The 16,770-nt window shown below is 73.5% G+C and carries 19 protein-coding genes; 8 read left to right on the top strand and 11 right to left on the bottom strand.

Annotation, left to right across the window (positions count from 1 at the left end):
- Window positions 1-205: 205 nt before the first annotated feature.
- Both AB5970_RS13595 and AB5970_RS13590 read left to right on the top strand, forming a co-directional pair.
- A complete protein-coding gene (locus tag AB5970_RS13595) occupies window positions 206-808 on the top strand; it encodes a sulfite oxidase-like oxidoreductase (RefSeq protein WP_370504486.1) in 603 nt (200 codons plus the stop codon).
- A 50-nt stretch (window positions 809-858) separates the two neighbouring features.
- Window positions 859-1,605, top strand: a complete 747-nt coding sequence (locus AB5970_RS13590; protein ID WP_370504487.1) for a ferredoxin reductase — start codon at window positions 859-861, stop codon at window positions 1,603-1,605.
- A 14-nt stretch (window positions 1,606-1,619) separates the two neighbouring features.
- On the opposite strand, the gene AB5970_RS13585 is transcribed toward AB5970_RS13590, so the two are convergent.
- The 3 genes from AB5970_RS13585 to AB5970_RS13575 all read right to left on the bottom strand — a co-directional run bounded on the left by AB5970_RS13585 (window position 1,620) and on the right by AB5970_RS13575 (window position 7,465).
- Entirely contained in the window at window positions 1,620-4,304 is a 2,685-nt protein-coding gene (locus AB5970_RS13585; RefSeq protein WP_370504485.1) for a phosphoenolpyruvate carboxylase, read from the bottom strand.
- 73 nt (window positions 4,305-4,377) lie between these two features.
- Window positions 4,378-5,199: an endo alpha-1,4 polygalactosaminidase gene (locus AB5970_RS13580; protein WP_370504484.1), complete on the bottom strand. Its 822-nt coding sequence runs from the start codon at window positions 5,197-5,199 to the stop codon at window positions 4,378-4,380.
- 169 nt (window positions 5,200-5,368) lie between these two features.
- Window positions 5,369-7,465: a RecQ family ATP-dependent DNA helicase gene (locus AB5970_RS13575; protein WP_370504483.1), complete on the bottom strand. Its 2,097-nt coding sequence runs from the start codon at window positions 7,463-7,465 to the stop codon at window positions 5,369-5,371.
- A gap of 164 nt (window positions 7,466-7,629) precedes the next feature.
- Between AB5970_RS13575 and AB5970_RS13570 the strand changes: the two genes are divergently transcribed.
- Complete coding sequence (locus AB5970_RS13570) at window positions 7,630-8,085, top strand: hypothetical protein (RefSeq protein WP_370504482.1); 456 nt, start codon at window positions 7,630-7,632, stop codon at window positions 8,083-8,085.
- On the opposite strand, the gene AB5970_RS13565 is transcribed toward AB5970_RS13570, so the two are convergent.
- Window positions 8,082-8,315, bottom strand: coding sequence for a LuxR C-terminal-related transcriptional regulator (locus tag AB5970_RS13565; protein ID WP_370504481.1), 234 nt, complete (start codon window positions 8,313-8,315; stop codon window positions 8,082-8,084). The two genes, AB5970_RS13570 and AB5970_RS13565, sit on opposite strands and share 4 nt — an antisense overlap.
- Window positions 8,316-8,494: 179 nt before the next feature.
- Here AB5970_RS13565 and AB5970_RS13560 point away from each other — a divergent pair, with 179 nt between their 5' ends.
- The 3 genes from AB5970_RS13560 to AB5970_RS13550 all read left to right on the top strand — a co-directional run bounded on the left by AB5970_RS13560 (window position 8,495) and on the right by AB5970_RS13550 (window position 10,637).
- Window positions 8,495-9,073: a winged helix-turn-helix domain-containing protein gene (locus tag AB5970_RS13560; protein WP_370504480.1), complete on the top strand. Its 579-nt coding sequence runs from the start codon at window positions 8,495-8,497 to the stop codon at window positions 9,071-9,073.
- The gene (locus AB5970_RS13555; protein WP_370504479.1) at window positions 9,070-9,861 is read left to right on the top strand and encodes an SRPBCC family protein; all 792 of its coding nucleotides are present in this window, start codon (window positions 9,070-9,072) and stop codon (window positions 9,859-9,861) included. The genes AB5970_RS13560 and AB5970_RS13555 overlap by 4 nt, the downstream gene beginning before the upstream one ends.
- 71 nt (window positions 9,862-9,932) lie before the next feature.
- Window positions 9,933-10,637, top strand: coding sequence for a DUF7168 domain-containing protein (locus AB5970_RS13550; protein ID WP_370504478.1), 705 nt, complete (start codon window positions 9,933-9,935; stop codon window positions 10,635-10,637).
- Between the two features lie 8 nt (window positions 10,638-10,645).
- On the opposite strand, the gene AB5970_RS13545 is transcribed toward AB5970_RS13550, so the two are convergent.
- Genes AB5970_RS13545 through AB5970_RS13535 form a run of 3 tightly spaced genes read right to left on the bottom strand, consistent with a single transcriptional unit; the run spans window position 10,646 to window position 12,023 of the window.
- On the bottom strand, window positions 10,646-11,074 hold the full coding sequence (locus AB5970_RS13545; RefSeq protein WP_370504477.1) for an SRPBCC family protein: 429 nt from the start codon (window positions 11,072-11,074) through the stop codon (window positions 10,646-10,648).
- Window positions 11,075-11,120: 46 nt separating this feature from the next.
- The gene (locus AB5970_RS13540; RefSeq protein ID WP_370504476.1) at window positions 11,121-11,738 is read right to left on the bottom strand and encodes a CG0192-related protein; all 618 of its coding nucleotides are present in this window, start codon (window positions 11,736-11,738) and stop codon (window positions 11,121-11,123) included.
- Between the two features lie 48 nt (window positions 11,739-11,786).
- Window positions 11,787-12,023, bottom strand: a complete 237-nt coding sequence (locus tag AB5970_RS13535) for a hypothetical protein (protein ID WP_370504475.1) — start codon at window positions 12,021-12,023, stop codon at window positions 11,787-11,789.
- A 101-nt stretch (window positions 12,024-12,124) separates the two neighbouring features.
- Here AB5970_RS13535 and AB5970_RS13530 point away from each other — a divergent pair, with 101 nt between their 5' ends.
- Window positions 12,125-12,745, top strand: a complete 621-nt coding sequence (locus tag AB5970_RS13530; protein ID WP_370504474.1) for a TetR/AcrR family transcriptional regulator C-terminal domain-containing protein — start codon at window positions 12,125-12,127, stop codon at window positions 12,743-12,745.
- 22 nt (window positions 12,746-12,767) lie between these two features.
- Here AB5970_RS13530 and AB5970_RS13525 read toward each other — a convergent pair whose 3' ends face one another.
- The 4 genes from AB5970_RS13525 to AB5970_RS13510 all read right to left on the bottom strand — a co-directional run bounded on the left by AB5970_RS13525 (window position 12,768) and on the right by AB5970_RS13510 (window position 15,761).
- The gene (locus AB5970_RS13525) at window positions 12,768-14,117 is read right to left on the bottom strand and encodes a permease prefix domain 1-containing protein (RefSeq protein WP_370504473.1); all 1,350 of its coding nucleotides are present in this window, start codon (window positions 14,115-14,117) and stop codon (window positions 12,768-12,770) included.
- Window positions 14,117-14,479, bottom strand: coding sequence for a PadR family transcriptional regulator (locus AB5970_RS13520; protein WP_370504472.1), 363 nt, complete (start codon window positions 14,477-14,479; stop codon window positions 14,117-14,119). The genes AB5970_RS13525 and AB5970_RS13520 overlap by 1 nt, the downstream gene beginning before the upstream one ends.
- A gap of 75 nt (window positions 14,480-14,554) precedes the next feature.
- Window positions 14,555-15,496 carry an NADP-dependent oxidoreductase gene (locus AB5970_RS13515; RefSeq protein ID WP_370504471.1) on the bottom strand — a complete coding sequence of 314 codons (942 nt, stop codon included), beginning with the start codon at window positions 15,494-15,496 and terminating at the stop codon, window positions 14,555-14,557.
- Between the two features lie 13 nt (window positions 15,497-15,509).
- Window positions 15,510-15,761: a hexameric tyrosine-coordinated heme protein gene (locus AB5970_RS13510; protein ID WP_370504470.1), complete on the bottom strand. Its 252-nt coding sequence runs from the start codon at window positions 15,759-15,761 to the stop codon at window positions 15,510-15,512.
- Between the two features lie 165 nt (window positions 15,762-15,926).
- On the opposite strand from AB5970_RS13510, the gene AB5970_RS13505 reads away from it, so the two are divergent.
- The gene (locus AB5970_RS13505) at window positions 15,927-16,736 is read left to right on the top strand and encodes an alpha/beta hydrolase (RefSeq protein ID WP_370504469.1); all 810 of its coding nucleotides are present in this window, start codon (window positions 15,927-15,929) and stop codon (window positions 16,734-16,736) included.
- Window positions 16,737-16,770: the final 34 nt, after the last annotated feature.

Genomic DNA, 16,770 nt, shown 5'->3' with positions numbered 1-16,770 from the left:
CGTGGCACCAGCGGCGGCTCCGGGTCCGCCTCGGGCGGCCCGCGCGTGGTCTACTCGCGCGGCTGACCCCGCTCGACAAACGCACAGTTCAGAGGCCGGTCCGAATCTCGGACCGGCCTCTGGCGCATCCCCCGGGGCTGGCCGCATGATGAGCCGGAGCGTCTCCGACCCCGGGAGTGACCATGTCGAACCGCACGGCCCCCTGATGGCGATCATCTCCCGCGGTTTCCGCGGCAAGCGTGAGGTCGACCCCCGCATCCCGCCCGGGCAGTACCTGGAGCGGGGCTTCCCGGTGCTGTCGGCGGGTCCGACGCCGCGCGCCGACCTGTCCACGTGGACCTTCTCGATCACGTCCGGCGGCGCGACGCGCGCCAGCTGGACCTGGTCGGAGCTCACGCACCTGCCCCACGACGACATCGTCAAGGACATCCACTGCGTCACCAAGTGGACCAAGCTCGACTCGGCGTGGCGGGGCATCTCCCTGGACACGCTGCTCGACGGCGTCGAGATCGCCCCCGAGGAGCAGTACGCCATGGCGCACTGCGACGGCGGGTACACCACCAACCTGCCGCTGGCGGACCTGCGCGGCGGCAAGGCGTGGATCGCCTACCAGTACGACGGCGCTCCCCTGCCCCCCGAGCACGGCGGGCCCGCGCGGCTGCTCGTCCCGCACCTGTACTTCTGGAAGTCCGCCAAGTGGGTGCGCAGCCTCGACCTGATGACCGAGGACACCTGGGGCTTCTGGGAGCGGCTCGGGTACCACGCCTACGGCGACCCCTGGAAGGAGCAGCGGTACTGGGGAGACTGAGCGTGACCACCACCCCCTCCCCCGACACCGAGCTGTACGCGCTGCCCTGGATGGTCGGCACCCTGGTCGCCCGCACCACCGAGACCCCGACCGCGATGACGCTCGAGCTCGACGTGCCCGGGTGGCGCGGGGCGCTCGCCGGGCAGCACGTCGACATCCGGCTCACCGCCGAGGACGGCTACTCCACGCAGCGCTCCTACTCGCTGGCATCGGCCGGCACGATGGGCCTGCCCGGACGCCCCCCGGACCCGGCGGGCCACGACCAGCACATCGCGCTGACCATCCAGGTGGTCGACGACGGCGAGGTCTCGCCCTATCTCACCGAGGACCTGCAGGTGGGCGACGAGGTCGAGCTCCGCGGACCCGTGGGCCACTGGTTCGTCTGGCAGCCCACCGACCCGCACCCCGTGCAGCTGATCGGCGGCGGGTCCGGCCTGGTCCCGCTCATGTCGATGCTGCGCACGCGGCGGTTGGCCGGCAGCCGCGCGCCGTTCCGGCTGATCGTCTCGGTGCGCACGCCGGCGGACGCCATCTACGCGGACGAGCTCGAGGCGCTGGGTGCCGACGTCGAGATCACGCGCGTGTGGACCCGGCGCGGGCCTGAGGGTTGGCAGGGTCCGGTCGGCCGCATCGACCCCGGGCTGCTGCAGGACGCCTGCTTCGCGCCGGACGAGCGCGCGCACGTCTTCGTCTGCGGGCCGACGCCGTTCGTCGAGGCCGTGGCCGACGCGCTGGTCGACCTCGGTCACGACCCGGAGCGCATCCGCACCGAGCGGTTCGGCCCCACGGGTCCCTGAGCCGACCGGGAGCGTCAGCCGGTGTTCTGGAGCCCGGCGGCCACGCCGTTGACGGTGAGCAGCAGGAGGCGGCGGAGCTCGTCGGCCTGCTCGGGGGCATCGCCGGTACGCAGCCCGCGCAGCGCGCGCAGCTGGAGCAGCGACAGGGCGTCGACGTAGGGGCTGCGCAGCTGCACGGCGCGGCCGAGGATGCGCCGGCGCGACAGGATCGCCTCGCTCTCCGTGATGTCGAGCACCCACTGCCGGGTCAGCGCCATCTCGTCGAGCACCAGCTGCGCGAGGTCGTCGCGGTCGCCGAGCGCGAGGTACCGCTCGGCGATGCGCTCGTCGGTCTTGGCCAGCGACATCTCGACGTTGTCGATCATCGTGGCGAACAGCGGCCACTGGGCGTACGCCTCGCGCAGCTCGGCGAGGTCGTCCGTCGCCGCCAGCGCCGTGCCCAGCCCGTACCAGCCGGCCAGGTTGATGCGCGCCTGCGACCAGGAGAACACCCACGGGATCGCGCGCAGGTCGTCGAGCGACTCCACCGAGAGGCCGCGGCGGGCGGGACGCGAGCCGATCGGCAGCATGCCGACCTCCTCGAGCGGCGTGACCTCGGCGAACCACTGCGGGAACCCGGGGGCCTTGACCAGCTCGTGGAACCGGACGCGCGAGGCCTCGTCGAGCTTCGCGGCCAGCGGTGCGAACCGCTCGGTGGCCGCCGCGTTGTGGCGCTCCACCGACGGCGCACCGGCCAGCAGGGTCGCCGCGGCGACCTGCTCGATGTGCCGCGCGGCGATCACGGGGTCGCCGTAGCGGGCGAAGATGACCTCGCCCTGCTCGGTGAGCTTGAACCGGCCGTCGACCGAGCCCGGGGGCTGCGCGAGCAGCGCGCGGTTGGCGGGGCCGCCGCCGCGTCCGAGCGCGCCGCCGCGGCCGTGGAACAGGGTGAGCACGATGTCGTTGCGGCGCGCCCACTCGGTGATCCGGCGCTGCGCCGTGTCGAGCGTGAGCGTGGCGGACACCGGGCCGACGTCCTTGGACGAGTCCGAGTAGCCGAGCATGACCTCGACGCGGCGGCCGTTCTCGGCGAGCCGGCGCTGCACCTGCGGGAGCGCCAGGGACCCCTCGAGGATGTCCACCGACGCCTCGAGGTCCGCGAACGTCTCGAACAGCGGCACCGCGTCGATGATCGGCGCGTCGACGCCCGCGAACGCGATCTCGGCCAGCTGGTAGACGGCGGCGAGGTGCTCGGCGGACTGCGTGAAGGACACGATGTACCGCCGGGCGGCGAGCACCCCGTAGCGGCGCTGCACGGCGCCGATCGCGCGGAACGTGTCCAGGACCTCGACCGTGCGCGGCTCCAGCGGGCCGTCGACGCCGTTCTTCGCCAGGTCGGCCAGCGCGCCCTCGTGCACCTGCGAGTGCTGACGCACCTCGAGCTCGGCCAGGTGGAACCCGAAGGTCTGCACCTGCCAGATGAGCCGCTGCAGGTCGCCGAACGCGGAGCGGGTGGCGCCCGCCGCGGCGAGCGAGCGCTGCACCACGTCGAGGTCGGCCGTCAGCTCGTCGGCCGAGCCGTAGCCGAGGTCGGCGTTGCGGGTGCGCGTCGCGGCGATCCGCTCGGCCAGGAAGTAGACCACCCGGCGGTGCGGCTCGTTGGGCGCGTCGCCGGCGATCCGGGCGGCCAGGGCCGCCGACAGGCCGCGCTGCTTCTGCCAGAGCGCGGTGAGCTCGCTCGACGCGGGGGTGCCGGACGCGGCGAGCGTGAGCCCGTGCGCGGTCTTGCGCGCGGACGACTCCAGCTCGAGCAGCGCGTGCTCGGACGCCATCGCCGCGGCCTCCTCGGTGATCTGCGCCGTGACGTTGGGGTTGCCGTCGCGGTCCCCGCCGATCCACGTGCCCAGCCGGGCGAACGGGCGCACCGCGGGAGCCGTGGTCCCCGCGGCGTCGGCCAGCAGCCAGTCGTCCAGGCGTCGGTACACGGCCGGCAGCACGTCGGCCAGCGTCGCCTCGAACACGTTGAGCACGGTGCGGACCTCGTCCAGCACCGACGGCTTCGCCTCGCGCAGCGGCGCGGTGCGCCAGAGGGTGTCGATCTCGGCCAGCAGCCGGCGGTCGTTCTCGGCCAGCGACATGCCGCCGATGTAGCGCAGGTCCCGCTCGGCGACGAGCTCGGCGATCCGCCGGATCGAGCTCGACACCGCGCGGCGACGCGCCTCGGTGGGGTGCGCCGTGAAGACCGGCCGGAACTCGAGCTCCGCCAGCCGCTGCCGGGCGACGTCCTCGCCCACTTCGTCGGCGAGCTGCGCGACGGCCGAGGGCAGCGAGTCGTCCGGGGCCAGGTGGTGCGGCAGCAGGCTGGCCTCGCGGTCCCGCAGGACCCGCACCCGGTGGTACTCCTCCGCGGTGTTGGCCAGGTGGAAGTAGCACGTGAACGCCCGTGCGACCTCCTCGGCGCGGGCCATGGTGAAGCCCGCCACCAGCTCCTCGGCCTGCGCCAGCGCCTCGGCGTCGGGACCGTTGTGCGCCCGGATCGCGAGCTCGCGCAGGGCCTCGACGTCGGCCAGGAGGTCGTCCCCGCCCGCCTCGCGCAGCACCCGCCCGAGGAACTCGCCCAGCACGCGGACGTCGTTGCGCAGGGGCTCGGGGACCTCGTGGCTCGCGGGGTTCGGCGCAGCGGACTGCGTGGCGTCGCTCGGGGAGAGAGGTGCGGTCACGGGCCAAAACTAGGGCACGCAGCGCCGCGGGGTCCCGTGAGTCCAGGCGGTGGGCAGTGTGACGTGGCCGACGTCAGCAGAACTTGTACACGTATCCGCTCGTGCCCTTGGGCACCACGTCGCGGTCGCGGAGGATCACGCTCGTCGTCGCGCCCCGGGCGGTGCACGCCTTCGTGAAGTTCGCCGTCCCGCCGTTGTCCGTGTACTCGATCTCGTACACCTGCGTGCCGTAGACCGAGGTGAAGTCGCCGCACTCGTCGTACACCTGGCACTCCTCCACGATGGCGAGGTCGAACCCGATCGCCCGCCCGCTCGACGCCATCGACGAGTCGTTCTTCTGCGCGATCGCGAGACCGTCCGCGTGCGCCCTGGCGGCCAGGAGCTTCGCGAAGTCGGCGTTGTTCTGCCGGGTCAGCCGCTTGCCGCTGCGGCTGTAGCTGTCGAGGTTGTCCGGCTCCACGGCGCTGAACCCGTCCGCCTTGCAACCGTCGATCCACCCGCCGACGATCGCGAGCAGCTTCGTGCGCTTCGCCGCGGTCGACGTGTCCAGCAGCATCTCGTCCCAGGCGCTGTCGATCACGTACGAGCCGTTCGCCTTCTTCAGCAGCAGGTCGTCGTGGTTCGTCTTCCACCAGGTGGCGTCGTCGGGCTGCGTCTGGAAGGCGTTGACGTAGCAGACGTTGTACGTGCCGGCCGCGGGGTCGTCGAGCCGGTCGCGGTCCACGATCTTCACGGTGGACGACGGCGTGTACGCGCCGCCGAGCTGGTAGTCGAACTGGCCGTTGGCCGGCGGCAGCGCGACGGGCGCAGCGGACCCGGCCGACGCGCACGCGCCCACCAGGAGGGCCGCGCCGGACAGGACAGCGACGACGAAGCGCCGCGCAGGGGTGCTCATCAGAGACCTCCATCGAGGGGGTCGCGGCGCTGTTCGTCACTCGCCCGGCACGCCCCTCGGCGTCCCGGACGTGGCTCGGCGTCCCCGCCGGCCAGCAACCACGGTCGAGAAGATGTCTAGCGCACCCGGGACCACCGCGCGCAACAAGTGCGCAGGCGGACTGCGCGCTTCAGCCCCGCAGCGCGAGCGCGAACGGCAGCACGGCCGACGCCCCGGCGTGGCGCAGCTCCCGCGCCGCGACGGTCATGGTCCAGCGGCTGTCCACCAGGTCGTCCACCAGCAGGACCGGGCCGGGCAGGACCACGAGCGTCGAGGCGTCGAACCGGTCCCACACGCCGGCCAGCCGGAAGGCGCTGTTCCCGCCCGGCTCACCGCGCGGACCCCCGTCACGCAGCGCGAGGGCACCCGCGTACGGCAGCCGCCCGATCTCGGCGAGGCCGCGCGCCAGGGAGTCGACCAGCACCGGACGGCGCCGCGACGGCAGCGCCACCACGGCGACCGGCCGCTCGTCCCAGCCCCACTGCGCGAGCACCCGCACGCAGCCGTCGAGCATCGCCCGGGTGACGGGCGCGTCCGCGGCGCCCGCGGCGAACACCTCGCGCAGGGCGGTCCCCCAGCCCAGGTCGGTCAGCCGGGCGAGCGCCCGCCCCTCGGCGGCCCGTTCCTCGACGGCGATGCGGCCGCGCACGGGCAGGCCGAGCCGGTCGGCGCCCACGGGCCACTGCACCCGCGGATCGACCGGCACGCCGACGCGGTCGAGCGAGCGCTCGGCCGAGACCGCGGCGTCGTCGACCACGTCGCGCGGGTACCAGACCCCCGCGCAGCCGTCGCAGCGGCCGCACGGCGCCGCGGTCTCGTCGTCCAGGCTGCGCTGCAGGAACTCCATGCGGCAGCCGTCGGTCCGCTCGTAGTCGAGCATGTGCTGCTGCTCGGCCTGGCGCGCCGCGGCGATGCGGGCGTACCGCTCGGCGTCGTAGGTCCACGGCTGCCCCGTGGCCACCCAGCCGCCCTGCACGCGGCGCACCGCGCCGTCCACGTCGAGCACCTTGAGCAGCAGCTCGAGCGGCGTCCGGCGGATGTCGACCAGCGCCTCCAGCGCGGGCGTGGACAGCGGCCGGTCCGACAGCTCCGCGATCACCCGCTCGGCCCGGTCCTGGTTCGGCATCGACGCCGTGGCGAAGTACTGCCAGATGTCGGGGTCCTCGGTGCCGGGCAGCAGCAGGACGTCGGCGCTGGCCGTCGCTCGGCCGGCACGGCCCACCTGCTGGTAGTAGGCGACCGGCGACGACGGCGCCCCGAGGTGCAGCACCCAGCCGAGGTCCGGCTTGTCGAAGCCCATGCCCAGCGCGCTGGTGGCCACCAGCGCCTTGACCGCGTTGGCCTTGAGGGCGGCCTCGGCGTCCTCACGGTCGGTCGGGTCGGTCTGGCCGGTGTACGCGCGCACGTCGTGGCCGGCCTCGCGCAGCAGCCGGGCCGTGTCCTGCGCGGCCGCCACCGTGAGCGTGTAGATGATGCCGGACCCGGGCAGGTCGCCCAGGTGGCTGAGCAGCCAGCCGAGCCGCGTCCTGGCGTCCGGCAGACGCAGCACGCCGAGCCGCAGGGACGCCCGGGCCAGCGGGCCGCGGATGGTGAGCACGTCGACCGCGCCGTCGTTGCCCAGCTGCTCGGCCACGTCCGCGACCACCCGGCTGTTCGCCGTCGCGGTCGTCGCGAGCACCGGCACGCCCTCGGGCATCGTCGCGATGAGGTCCCGCAGCCGCCGGTAGTCGGGTCGGAAGTCGTGCCCCCAGTCGCTGATGCAGTGCGCCTCGTCGACGACGAGCATGCCGAGGCGTCTCACCAGGGCCGGCAGCTGGTTCTCGCGGAACGCGGGGTTGTTGAGCCGCTCGGGCGAGACCAGCAGGACGTCGACCTCGTCGGCCGCGAGCCGACGCAGCAGGTCGTCCCACTCGTGGGCGTTGGTCGAGTTGATGGCCACGGCCCGCACCCCGGCGCGCTCGGCGGCGGCGACCTGGTCGCGCATGAGCGCCAGCAGCGGCGAGACCAGCACGGTGGGGCCGGCGCCGCGCTCGCGCAGCAGCATCGTCGCGACGAAGTACACCGCCGACTTGCCCCACCCGGTGCGCTGCACGACGAGCGCCCGGCGGTGCTCGTCGACGAGCGTCTCGATCGCCTCGTACTGCCCGTCGTGGAACTGCGCGGCCGGGTCACCCACCAGGCGGCGGAGCACGGCGAGGGCGGCGTCACGGGTGGTGGAGGGGGTCACGCGCCCAGCCTGCCAGCGCTCACCCACAGCGCCGGACCACCGCCGGTGCGGCAGGACCAGGGGGACCCCCTGATCCGGCGCGGCGCGCCGCGGAGCAGGTTGGACGTATCAGGGCCGCGAGGGGCGGCTCATCACGTTCACCGCACACCACGAAGGAACGCACCATGACCACCGCGCCAGTGAGCCGCCGGGCTCACCTCGAGACGGTCATCGAGTTCGAGATGGAACCGGACCCGGTGGGCACGCCGTCGCCGGACCTGGGCGAGCGCGCGGCGCACGTCCGCCGCCTCGTCGGGATCGTGGGCGCCGCCGTCGGGGTCGTGGTCGCCGGCTCGGTCGCGGCGGGCATCGCCACGACTCCGGCACCCCACCGGCCGGCCGCGGTCGCCACCCTGTCGACGACCCACGTGCGCGTGGTGGCGTCCTGCCACGCGGTCGGCACCGTGGCGCTGCGCGCCGGCGAGCCGCACCTGCGGTGCACCGTGGCGGCGCCCGACTCACCGTCGGCCGAGGTCGCCATGCGCGCCGCCGACGAGGCCGCCGAGGCCCGCGCCCGCGCGTGGGCGGAGACCCACGGCCCAGGCACCGGCACGACCCGCCGGTGGAGCTCCTTCGACTAGATCCCGTGCGCCCGCGCCCAGGCGACCGCCTCGGCACGGGTGGACACGCCGATCTTGCGGTAGACGCTGCGCACCTGCGACTTCACCGTGTTGCGGGTCACCCACAACCGGGTCGCGATCTCCTCGAGCGTGATGAACTCGCCGAGCTCGGCGAGCACGACCCGCTCTCGATGAGTGAGCGCCTGCTCGCCGGTGGTCGGCGCGGGGACGGTTGGCTGCGTGCTGGTCATCATCGTCACTCCCGGTGGTGGCGGCACTCTGCTCTGCTCGGCGACGGGTTCGACCGGGGGTTTGGTAGTGCCGGCTCCACGGGTGTTATCGGCACCGGGCGCCGGGTTGATGATGCCTGCGGTCGAAGAAGCGGGAAAAGACTATTGACAACTTTTCTTGTCGCTGCCACGGTGGCGTCATGAAGGACGTCGAGGTCATCGAGGACGCAGGGGCAGCAGCCGCCGCGCTGGACCCGGTCCGGGCCCGGTTGCTCGGCGAGCTGGCCGTCCCGGCCTCCGCCGCCGGGCTCGCCGCCAAGGTCGGCATCGCGCGCCAGAAGGTCAACTACTACCTCAAGACCCTCGAGGCGCACGGCCTGGTGGAGCTGGCCGAGGAGCGTCGGCACGGTGGTCTCACCGAGCGGGTCCTGCAGGCGTCGGCCGCGTCGTACGTCGTGTCGCCGGCGGCCGTCAGCGCCTCGGCGGCCGACCCGGACGCCACCGCCGACCGCCTGTCGGCCGGCTATCTCGTCGCGCTCGCCGGCCGGGTCGTGCGGGAGGTCGGCGCGCTGGCGCGACGGGCCGGCGCGTCCGGCAACCGTCTGCCGACGCTGACCATCGACACCACGATCGGCTTCCGGTCGGCCGCCGACCGGGCGGCCTTCGCGGACGACCTCACCGCAGCCGTGCTCGACCTGGCCGCCCGCTACCACCACGACGACGGGCGTCCGCACCGGCTCGTCGTCGCCGCCCACCCACTCCCCGAGGAGGACTCATGAGCACCACCCCGACCGTCCCGTACCGCCTCGAGTTCAGCGTCGAGGTCCCGGGCACCCCGGAGCAGGTCTGGCAGGCCATCGCCACCGCCAGGGGCATGAGCGCCTGGTTCACGCCCACCGAGATGGAGGAGCGCGAGGGCGGCGCCGTGCACTTCACCATGGGCCCGGAGATGGGCTCGGACGGCAGGGTCACCGGCTGGGACCCGCCGCGCCGCCTGGTCTACGAGGAGGACTGGGCCGCCCTCATGGGCAGGGACCCGGACACGCTCAGCCCGCTGACGTCCGAGTTCCTCGTCGAGGCGCGGTCCGGCGGGACCTGCGTCGTGCACGTCACCAGCAGCGGGTTCGGCATCGGCGCCGCCTGGGAGTCGGAGTGGTGGGACACGCTCGGCCCCGGCTGGATGCCCTTCTTCGACAACCTGCGTCTGTACCTCGCGAGCTTCCCCGGCCAGGAGGCCACGCAGCTGGAGGTCAGCGCCTCCCACCCCGGCGACGCTCCGACGCTGTGGGCGACCCTGCACGACGCGCTCGGGCTGGGCGACGAGGGCGCGACCGTCGACGTGCGCGGCGCCACCGGCACGGTCGAACGCGTCGGCGATCACCAGACGCTGGTGCGGCTCACCGCGCCCGTGCCCGGCATGCTCAACGTCTACGCGTGGGGCACCGGCGACGGCAACGCGACGGCCGGGGTGCGGGCGTACCTCTTCTCCCCCGACGCCGCGGACTACGTGCGCCGCGAGGAGCCGGCCTGGCGGGCCTGGCTGGAGGGGCTCCCGGTCCCGGCCTGATCCCTGTCGCGCACCCTTCTGTCGGTGCTCACCCCTACGGTGACGGCTCGACCGCACACCCGGGAGCCCCGATGCCCAAGTCCACCGACGAGATCCTCGCGCTGATCCGCACCCTGCTGGCGATCGCGGACGGCGGCTCCCCGCACGAGCCGGAGCGCGAGCTCGCCCGGACCCGCGCCGAGAAGCTGATGCTGCGGCACAGCATGGACGAGGCCGCCGTCCGGATGACGAGCGACCGCGCGCGCGAGCCGGTCCGCGCCGACGTCCCGGTCACGGGCTCGTGGGTGGCGGACCGGATCGACCTGCGCAGCGCGGTCTACAGCGCGTTCGGCTGCCGGCCCCTGCGGGTCCGGCGCGGGAGCGGCACCGAGTTCGTCGCGTTCGGGTTCGCGTCGGACATGTCGATGGCCGCCGTCCTGGCCGCCTCCCTCGAGCCGCAGATGCTGGCCGAGATGTACGGCCACGGCGGCACGGCGAGCGACAAGCGCGCGTTCGCCGCGGGCTTCGCCGCGATCGTCGCGCAGCGCCTGCGCCAGTTCTACGCCGAGGTGCTCACGGTGGCGGAGACCGAGGGCACCTCGAGCGCGCTGGTCCTCGCCGCGAGGGACCGCGACGTCGACGCCGCCGTGACCGACGCGTTCCCGCACGTCCGCCGCACGACGCGTCGGCTCTCGGGCCGCGGCTGGGCGGCCGGTGCCGCCGCGGGCGCACGCGCCGACATCGCGGTCTCGGAGCGCACGGTGCCGAGCGGCGGCGCACGCTCCCTGGGACGGTGAGTGGTCGACTACGGGGCAGGGGTCTCGGCGACCCGCGTGATCGAGGCGGCCTCGGTCCGGACGTACCGCGTGGTCAGAGACCTGCTCATCAGCCAACCGACCCCGGACAGCGGACCGGACACGGTGAGCGTGAGGGTGAGCCGGCTCCCGTCGAGGTGCGGCTCGACGAGGTGCGACGCGGTGACGGTCACGCCCGACGATCGTGACTCCCAGGTGTACGACGACCCGTCGACCAGCTCGGTGACCGTCCACACCGCAGGTCGCAGCCGCGGCTGGTGCAGCCGGGTCCGGGAGCCGACGGCCAGCGGCCCGTCATCGAGACGCTCCACGGCGTCCACCGTGGGGATCCGTTCGGGCCAGCGCTCGACGTCGACCACGACCGCCCAGACCCGCTCGGGCGGGGCCTCGACGGTGACGGCGTGCCGCAGGCCGGGCATGCGCCGAGCCTAGGACGGCGCCCACGACGCCGACCAGTGCGAGAGGTCAGGCGACGTAGGCGAGCAGGACCGGCGCCTCGAGGCCCGACCACGTGCCCGTGAGGACATGCTCGCGGTCGGTCGCGGTCGCCTCCGGGCCGGGTCGACGGCAGACGACCATGCGCAGCTCGTCGGAGACCTCCATGACCGTCGAGGTGCGGTCCGACGACACGCGCACGGCGTCGATCGGCGGCACGTCATCCGCGCCGGAGCGGCTCCCCGTCACGCGCACGCTCGGCTCGCGCGGGGCGTCGGCGCCCTCGACGAGCTCGGCGGCCTGCACGGCACCGGCCAGCAGGACGGAGGCGAGCACGAGGGCGTACACGGGGTCGCCGACCGCGTCGTAGATCCAGCGCCGCCCGAGCACCGAGTGCTCCATGGTGCAGACCAGGAACTGCTCCGCCCCGTCCAGCGGCGCGCCGCGATAGGTCAGGGGGGCGTGGAGCCAGTGACCGTCGGCGGTCGCCAGGACGTGCGCCTCGATGCCGACCTCGCCGTCCGGGTCGTCGAACCGGTACGCACCGACCAGCGCGGACTCCGGCTCCCCCCAGGGCTGGGTGGGGACCCAGTCGGCGAGCAGCTCCGCCTTGGTCGGACGGATGGTGGCGCGGTGGATCAGGGCCATCGGCCGACCCTAGCGCGCCGCGTGCGGCGCGCCGCCGACCTGGTCGCGTCAGTCGGGCGTACGCGCGAAGAAGCCGGCGATCCAGTTCTGCCACCCCACCAGCACCCGCGGCGGTCGATCGTGCGCCGGTGCCGAGCCGTGGTGCGGGCCCGCGCCGCGGCTCTGGAGCGACGGCGTGCGGCCGGCACCCTGATGCCCCTCCGGATGGTCCGCGTGCGGGGGAACCCCTGGCACGCGGTGCGTCGCGTCGTGCAGCCCGTCCCGCAGGGCGTGGTCGTTCGGCATGGCGTCCACCTCTCTCGTTCCCTATCAGTGATAGTGAATCTATCACTGATAGGGTCGGAGGCAAGCAGGTATCGCGGGAAGGGAAGGGACGGGACGGGACGGTGACGTTGGACCGGGAGCAGGTCGTCGCCGAGGCCGTGGCCCTGCTCGACGCCGACGGGCTGGACGGCGTGACCACGCGCAGGCTCGCCACCCGCCTCGGGGTGCAGTCCCCCTCGCTCTACTGGCACGTGCCGAACAAGGCCGCCCTGGTCACGGCGATCGCCGACGCGATCCTGGCCGACCTCGTCCGCGAGCTGTCGCCGCCGACGCCCGACGAGGCCTGGCCGGACTGGCTGACCGGCCTCGCGCGCGGGCTCCGCCGCGCGCTGCTGGCTCACCCGGACGGAGCGCGCGTGGTCTCCGCCGCGCAGCTCTCGGCCTCGATGAACGCCGTCTCCGAGCTCGCCATGAGCGCACTCGTCGCCGCAGGCGTCCCCCTCCGCCAGGCGCGCGTCATCACCCTGGCCACCGAGCGCTTCACCGTCGGCTACGTGCTCGAGGAACAGGCACCTCGTCCCGACGAGACCGCGCTGCGGGGCTGGGACCTGGCCGAGTTCACCGCGGCCCACCCCACGCTGATCGCGGGGATCACCGACTACTTCCAGGACGGGCGCACGCCCGACGACCTCTTCGACGACTGCCTGCACGTCGTCATCGCGGGCGCCGCGGCCACGACCTGACAAGACGGCCGCGTCGGACCGGTCAGACGAAGCCGAAGAGCGGTGGGAACACGAGCACGACGACCGCGGCCCACGCGGCGTAGACCGGCAGGTAGCGCGTCTGCCAGTGCTCGAGCGCCGAGAACGTGCCGCGACCCCGCAGGAACCGGCCGCTCCGCCACGCCGAGACCCCGAGGTGCACCAGCAGCAGCAGGTTGAGCCCGAGCGCGGCGACCTTGTTGGGGCTGGTGCCGAACTCCGCGATCCGCGTGAGCATCGCGGTCAGCATCACCGCGTCGACCGCGATGGCCGCCCCCAGCAGGACGAGCTGGAGCCAGTCGGCGAGCGCGGGCGGAGCGAGCGGGTCGCGCGCCGAGATCGAGTAGAGCAGCAGCGCCAGGACCAGCACGAGGATCGCGTCCATCAGGATGAGCAGCTCGCGATCCACCTCGATGAAGCCGCCCGACACCGTCAGGGCCACCATCACGGCCACGAGCATGGCGATGGTCAGCGGCGTGAAGATCCGCGTCAGCACCGGCGCGATGTTCTCGACGACGTCCTGCTTGGCCTCGACCAGCCAGGCGGCGACCACGAGGGCGCCCGGCACGGCGAACGGCATCACCCAGCCGGCGATCACGGGACCGGGGTCGATGCCCACGATCTGCAGGACCCCGGCCGTGAGGCCGACGAGGATCCCGCCACCCAGCGCGAGCAGCGTGAAGTAGATCGCGAGCTCGCCCGTGAACCGCACGAAGTCCATCCGTCGTCCGTCGGAGCGCCAGGAGCCCGCGACGTACGCGAGCCCCACCAGCAGCCACAGGACGACCGGCGTGTGGACGATCGCGAGCACCTCGGTCGACCCCCCGGAGGCGAACGGGTACACGTTGAGGGCGACCGCGAGCACGACGAACGGCACCGCGATCGCGGCCACGGTCCGCGGACCCGCCTGGCGCTTCCACCCGAGGTACCCGGCGAGGAACGGCATCACGAGCAGGCCGACGTTCCGGGCGAACGCGCCCTCGTCGTCGATGAGGGCGATCCCGGCCCGCACCGCCACGCCCGCTCCGACCGCGAGCGCGAGCACCACCGCGAGCTCGCGCCACCGCGGCGCCGGCGCGCCGGGCGAGTCGTCGGGCACGAGCGCGAGCTGCTTCCACAGCCGCTCCGAGTGCTCCCGGGCGTACTCACGGGAGACGGCGTCCAGGTTGCCGAGGCGCTTGATCGCGACGAGGAACGCCTCGTCCTCGTCGAGCCCGGTCGCGCGCAGGTCGGCCACCTGGCCCCGCAGGTGGTCCTCGAGCTCGTCGACGTCGGCCGACGAGATGACCTGTCGTCGGTGCACGTAGCCGCGCCACCGGTCGACCTGGGCCTCGAGCTGGTCGTCGTGCGCCATCACGCCCACGCCTCCACGCCGGCGGCGGGCCGCGGCGCCGACTCCCAGACCTGCCGGAGCGCGTCCGCGACGACGGTCCACTGCGCCTGCCGCTCGGCCAGCGCCGCCCGGCCGGTCGGGGTGATCGCGTAGTGCTTGCGGCGCCGGCCGGCCTCGGACGTGCCCCAGGACGACGCGACGTGGCCGAGCCGTTCGAGCCGGTGCAGGAGGGGGTAGAGCATGCCGTCGGTCCACTGCATGCGCCCGCCGGAGAGCTCGCCGACGCGCTTGAGGATGGCGTACCCGTAGAGGTCGCCGTCCGCGAGTATGCCGAGCACGAGCGGCGTCGCCGAGGCGGCGACCAGGTCCTTGTCGATGCGCACGACGGCTCCTCTACCTCGATGTGCTAGGTATCAAACCCTAGCGGCTCTAGGTATGGCAACGTCGGGGGCGGGCGGTCAAACATCTCCGACGACGAGCACGGTCTTGCCGGGCGCCCGACCGGGCCGGGCGCCGCTCTCGTAGGCCGCGCGCCCCTCGGCCAACGGATACGTCGCGGCGACCGTGACGGTCAGGTGTCCCTGGTCCACGGACTCGCGCAGCCGGTCGAGCGCCGCGCGAGTCGGGCGCACCACGAAGAAGACCCCGTCCACGCCCAGGGCGTCGGCGAGGTCGTGCGGGGGCGGCTGCTGCAGGGTGACGAAGGTGCCGCCCCTGCGCGCGAGCCGCAAGGACTGCTCCATCAGCGTTCCGCCCACCGTGTCCACGACGAGGTCGTACGAGCCGGTCGCGAGCTCGTCGCCGTGGGAGTCGCGATCCCCGGCCACGACCACCTCGACCGGCCCGAGCGACTGCACGAACTCGCGGTCGCGGGGCATCGCCGTCGCGGTGACCTGCGCCCCGAGCCGGACAGCGAGCTGCACGGCGAACGACCCCACACCTCCGGCCGCGCCGAGGACGAGCACCCGGTCCCCGGCGGCCACGTGGGCATGGTCGGTGAGGGCCTGCGACGCGGTCAGGCCGGCGAGCGGCAGGGCCGCGGACTCCACGTGCGAGAGCGAGGCGGGCTTCTTCGCGACGAAGTCCGGGGGGACGTTCACGTACTCGGCCGCGGCGCCGTCGCGGTCGAACGGCACCATCCCGAAGACCGCGTCGCCGGGTCGCAGGCCGGTCGACGCAACGGCCGACTCGACGACGCCCGACCACTCGTGGGACGGGATGATCGGGGTCCGGTCCTCGCCGTCGCGTGTCCACGTCTCGTCCCACAGCAGCTCGTTGAACGTGATGGCGGCCGCGTGCACCTTGACCAGGACGAGCGAGTCCTGCGCCGCGGGTCGTGGTGCCCGCTCCACCCGGAGCTGCTCGGGACCACCCCGGTGGTGCGCGCGCAGCGCGGTCATCTCCGGCACGGCACTACCGCCAGTAGCCGTTGGCCGCGGCGATCGTGGCGAACTCGATGGCGACCACCTGGCTCGCCGCGATGAGGCTGTCCGGGTTCGTCGAGTAGTTCGGCCGCCCGCCCTTGAGGACGTCCAGGTCCGGCTGGAGGTTGTGGATGGAGTGGCGGGCCAGGGTGAAGGCCAGCGCCCGACCGGCGGTGGCGTCCGGCGTGATCAGGGTGCCTCCGGGAACGAGCTCGAGCTCGGAGTCGGGAACGCGGTTCATGGTCTGCTCCTGGGTCGCGTGGAGATGTCGACGCCCACTCTCCGCGCCCTGCCGCGCGCTGGCTTCAGTCACCTGACTCACGTCGACACCACAGTCAGCTGACCGATGCCGGGCACAGCGGGGGTGAGCACGATCGGAGGTCCGTCCACACCATCGGAGGACCAGATGAGCGAGACCTCGAAGACCGTCGTCTTCATCCACGGACTGTGGCTGCACGCGACCTCGTGGGCGCCGTGGGCCGCGCTGTTCGAGGAGGCCGGCTACGCGACCGTCGCACCGGGCTGGCCCGGCATCCCCGACACCGTCGAGGCCGCGCGCGCGGACCCGGAGAGCATCGCCGACCACGGCATCGACGACGTCGTCGCGCACTACTCAGCGATCATCGACGCCCTTCCCTCGGCCCCCATCCTCGTCGGCCACTCCTTCGGCGGGATGATCGCGGAGAAGCTGCTCGGCCTCGACAAGGCGATCGGCGCCGTGGCCATCGACGCGGCGCAGATCAAGGGCGTCCTCCCCCTGCCGCTGTCCTCGTTGCGGTCGACCCTGCCCGTGTTCAAGAACCCGGCGAACAAGCACCGGGCCGTGTCGCTGACGGCCGAGCAGTTCCGCTACAGCTTCGGCAACGCGCTGTCCGACGAGGAGTCGCAGCAGCTGTTCGACCGGTGGACCATCCCGGCCCCGGGGAAGCCTCTGTTCGAGGCCGCCGCAGCCAACTTCGCGCCCCACTCCCCTGCGGAGGTCGAGACCAGGAACGTCGGGCGCGGCCCCCTGCTGCTGGTCATGGGCGGGCAGGACCACACGGTCCCGGAGGCGATCACGAAGTCGACGCTCAAGCAGTACCGGCACTCGGACGCCGTCACGGACCTCCTCGAGTTCGAGGATCGCGGCCACTCCCTGACCATCGACGGCGGCTGGCGACACGTGGCCGACCGATCCCTGTCCTGGCTGGCCGAGCACGGCCTCGGCCCCGTCTAGAGGCCGGCTGCCACGCAGGTCGACATACCGGGCG

Source organism: Cellulomonas sp. ICMP 17802 (genome assembly GCF_041295535.1).
Classification (GTDB): domain Bacteria; phylum Actinomycetota; class Actinomycetes; order Actinomycetales; family Cellulomonadaceae; genus Cellulomonas.
The sequence above is the reverse complement of the archived record's forward strand: the minus strand, read 5'-3'. Positions and strand labels throughout refer to the sequence as shown.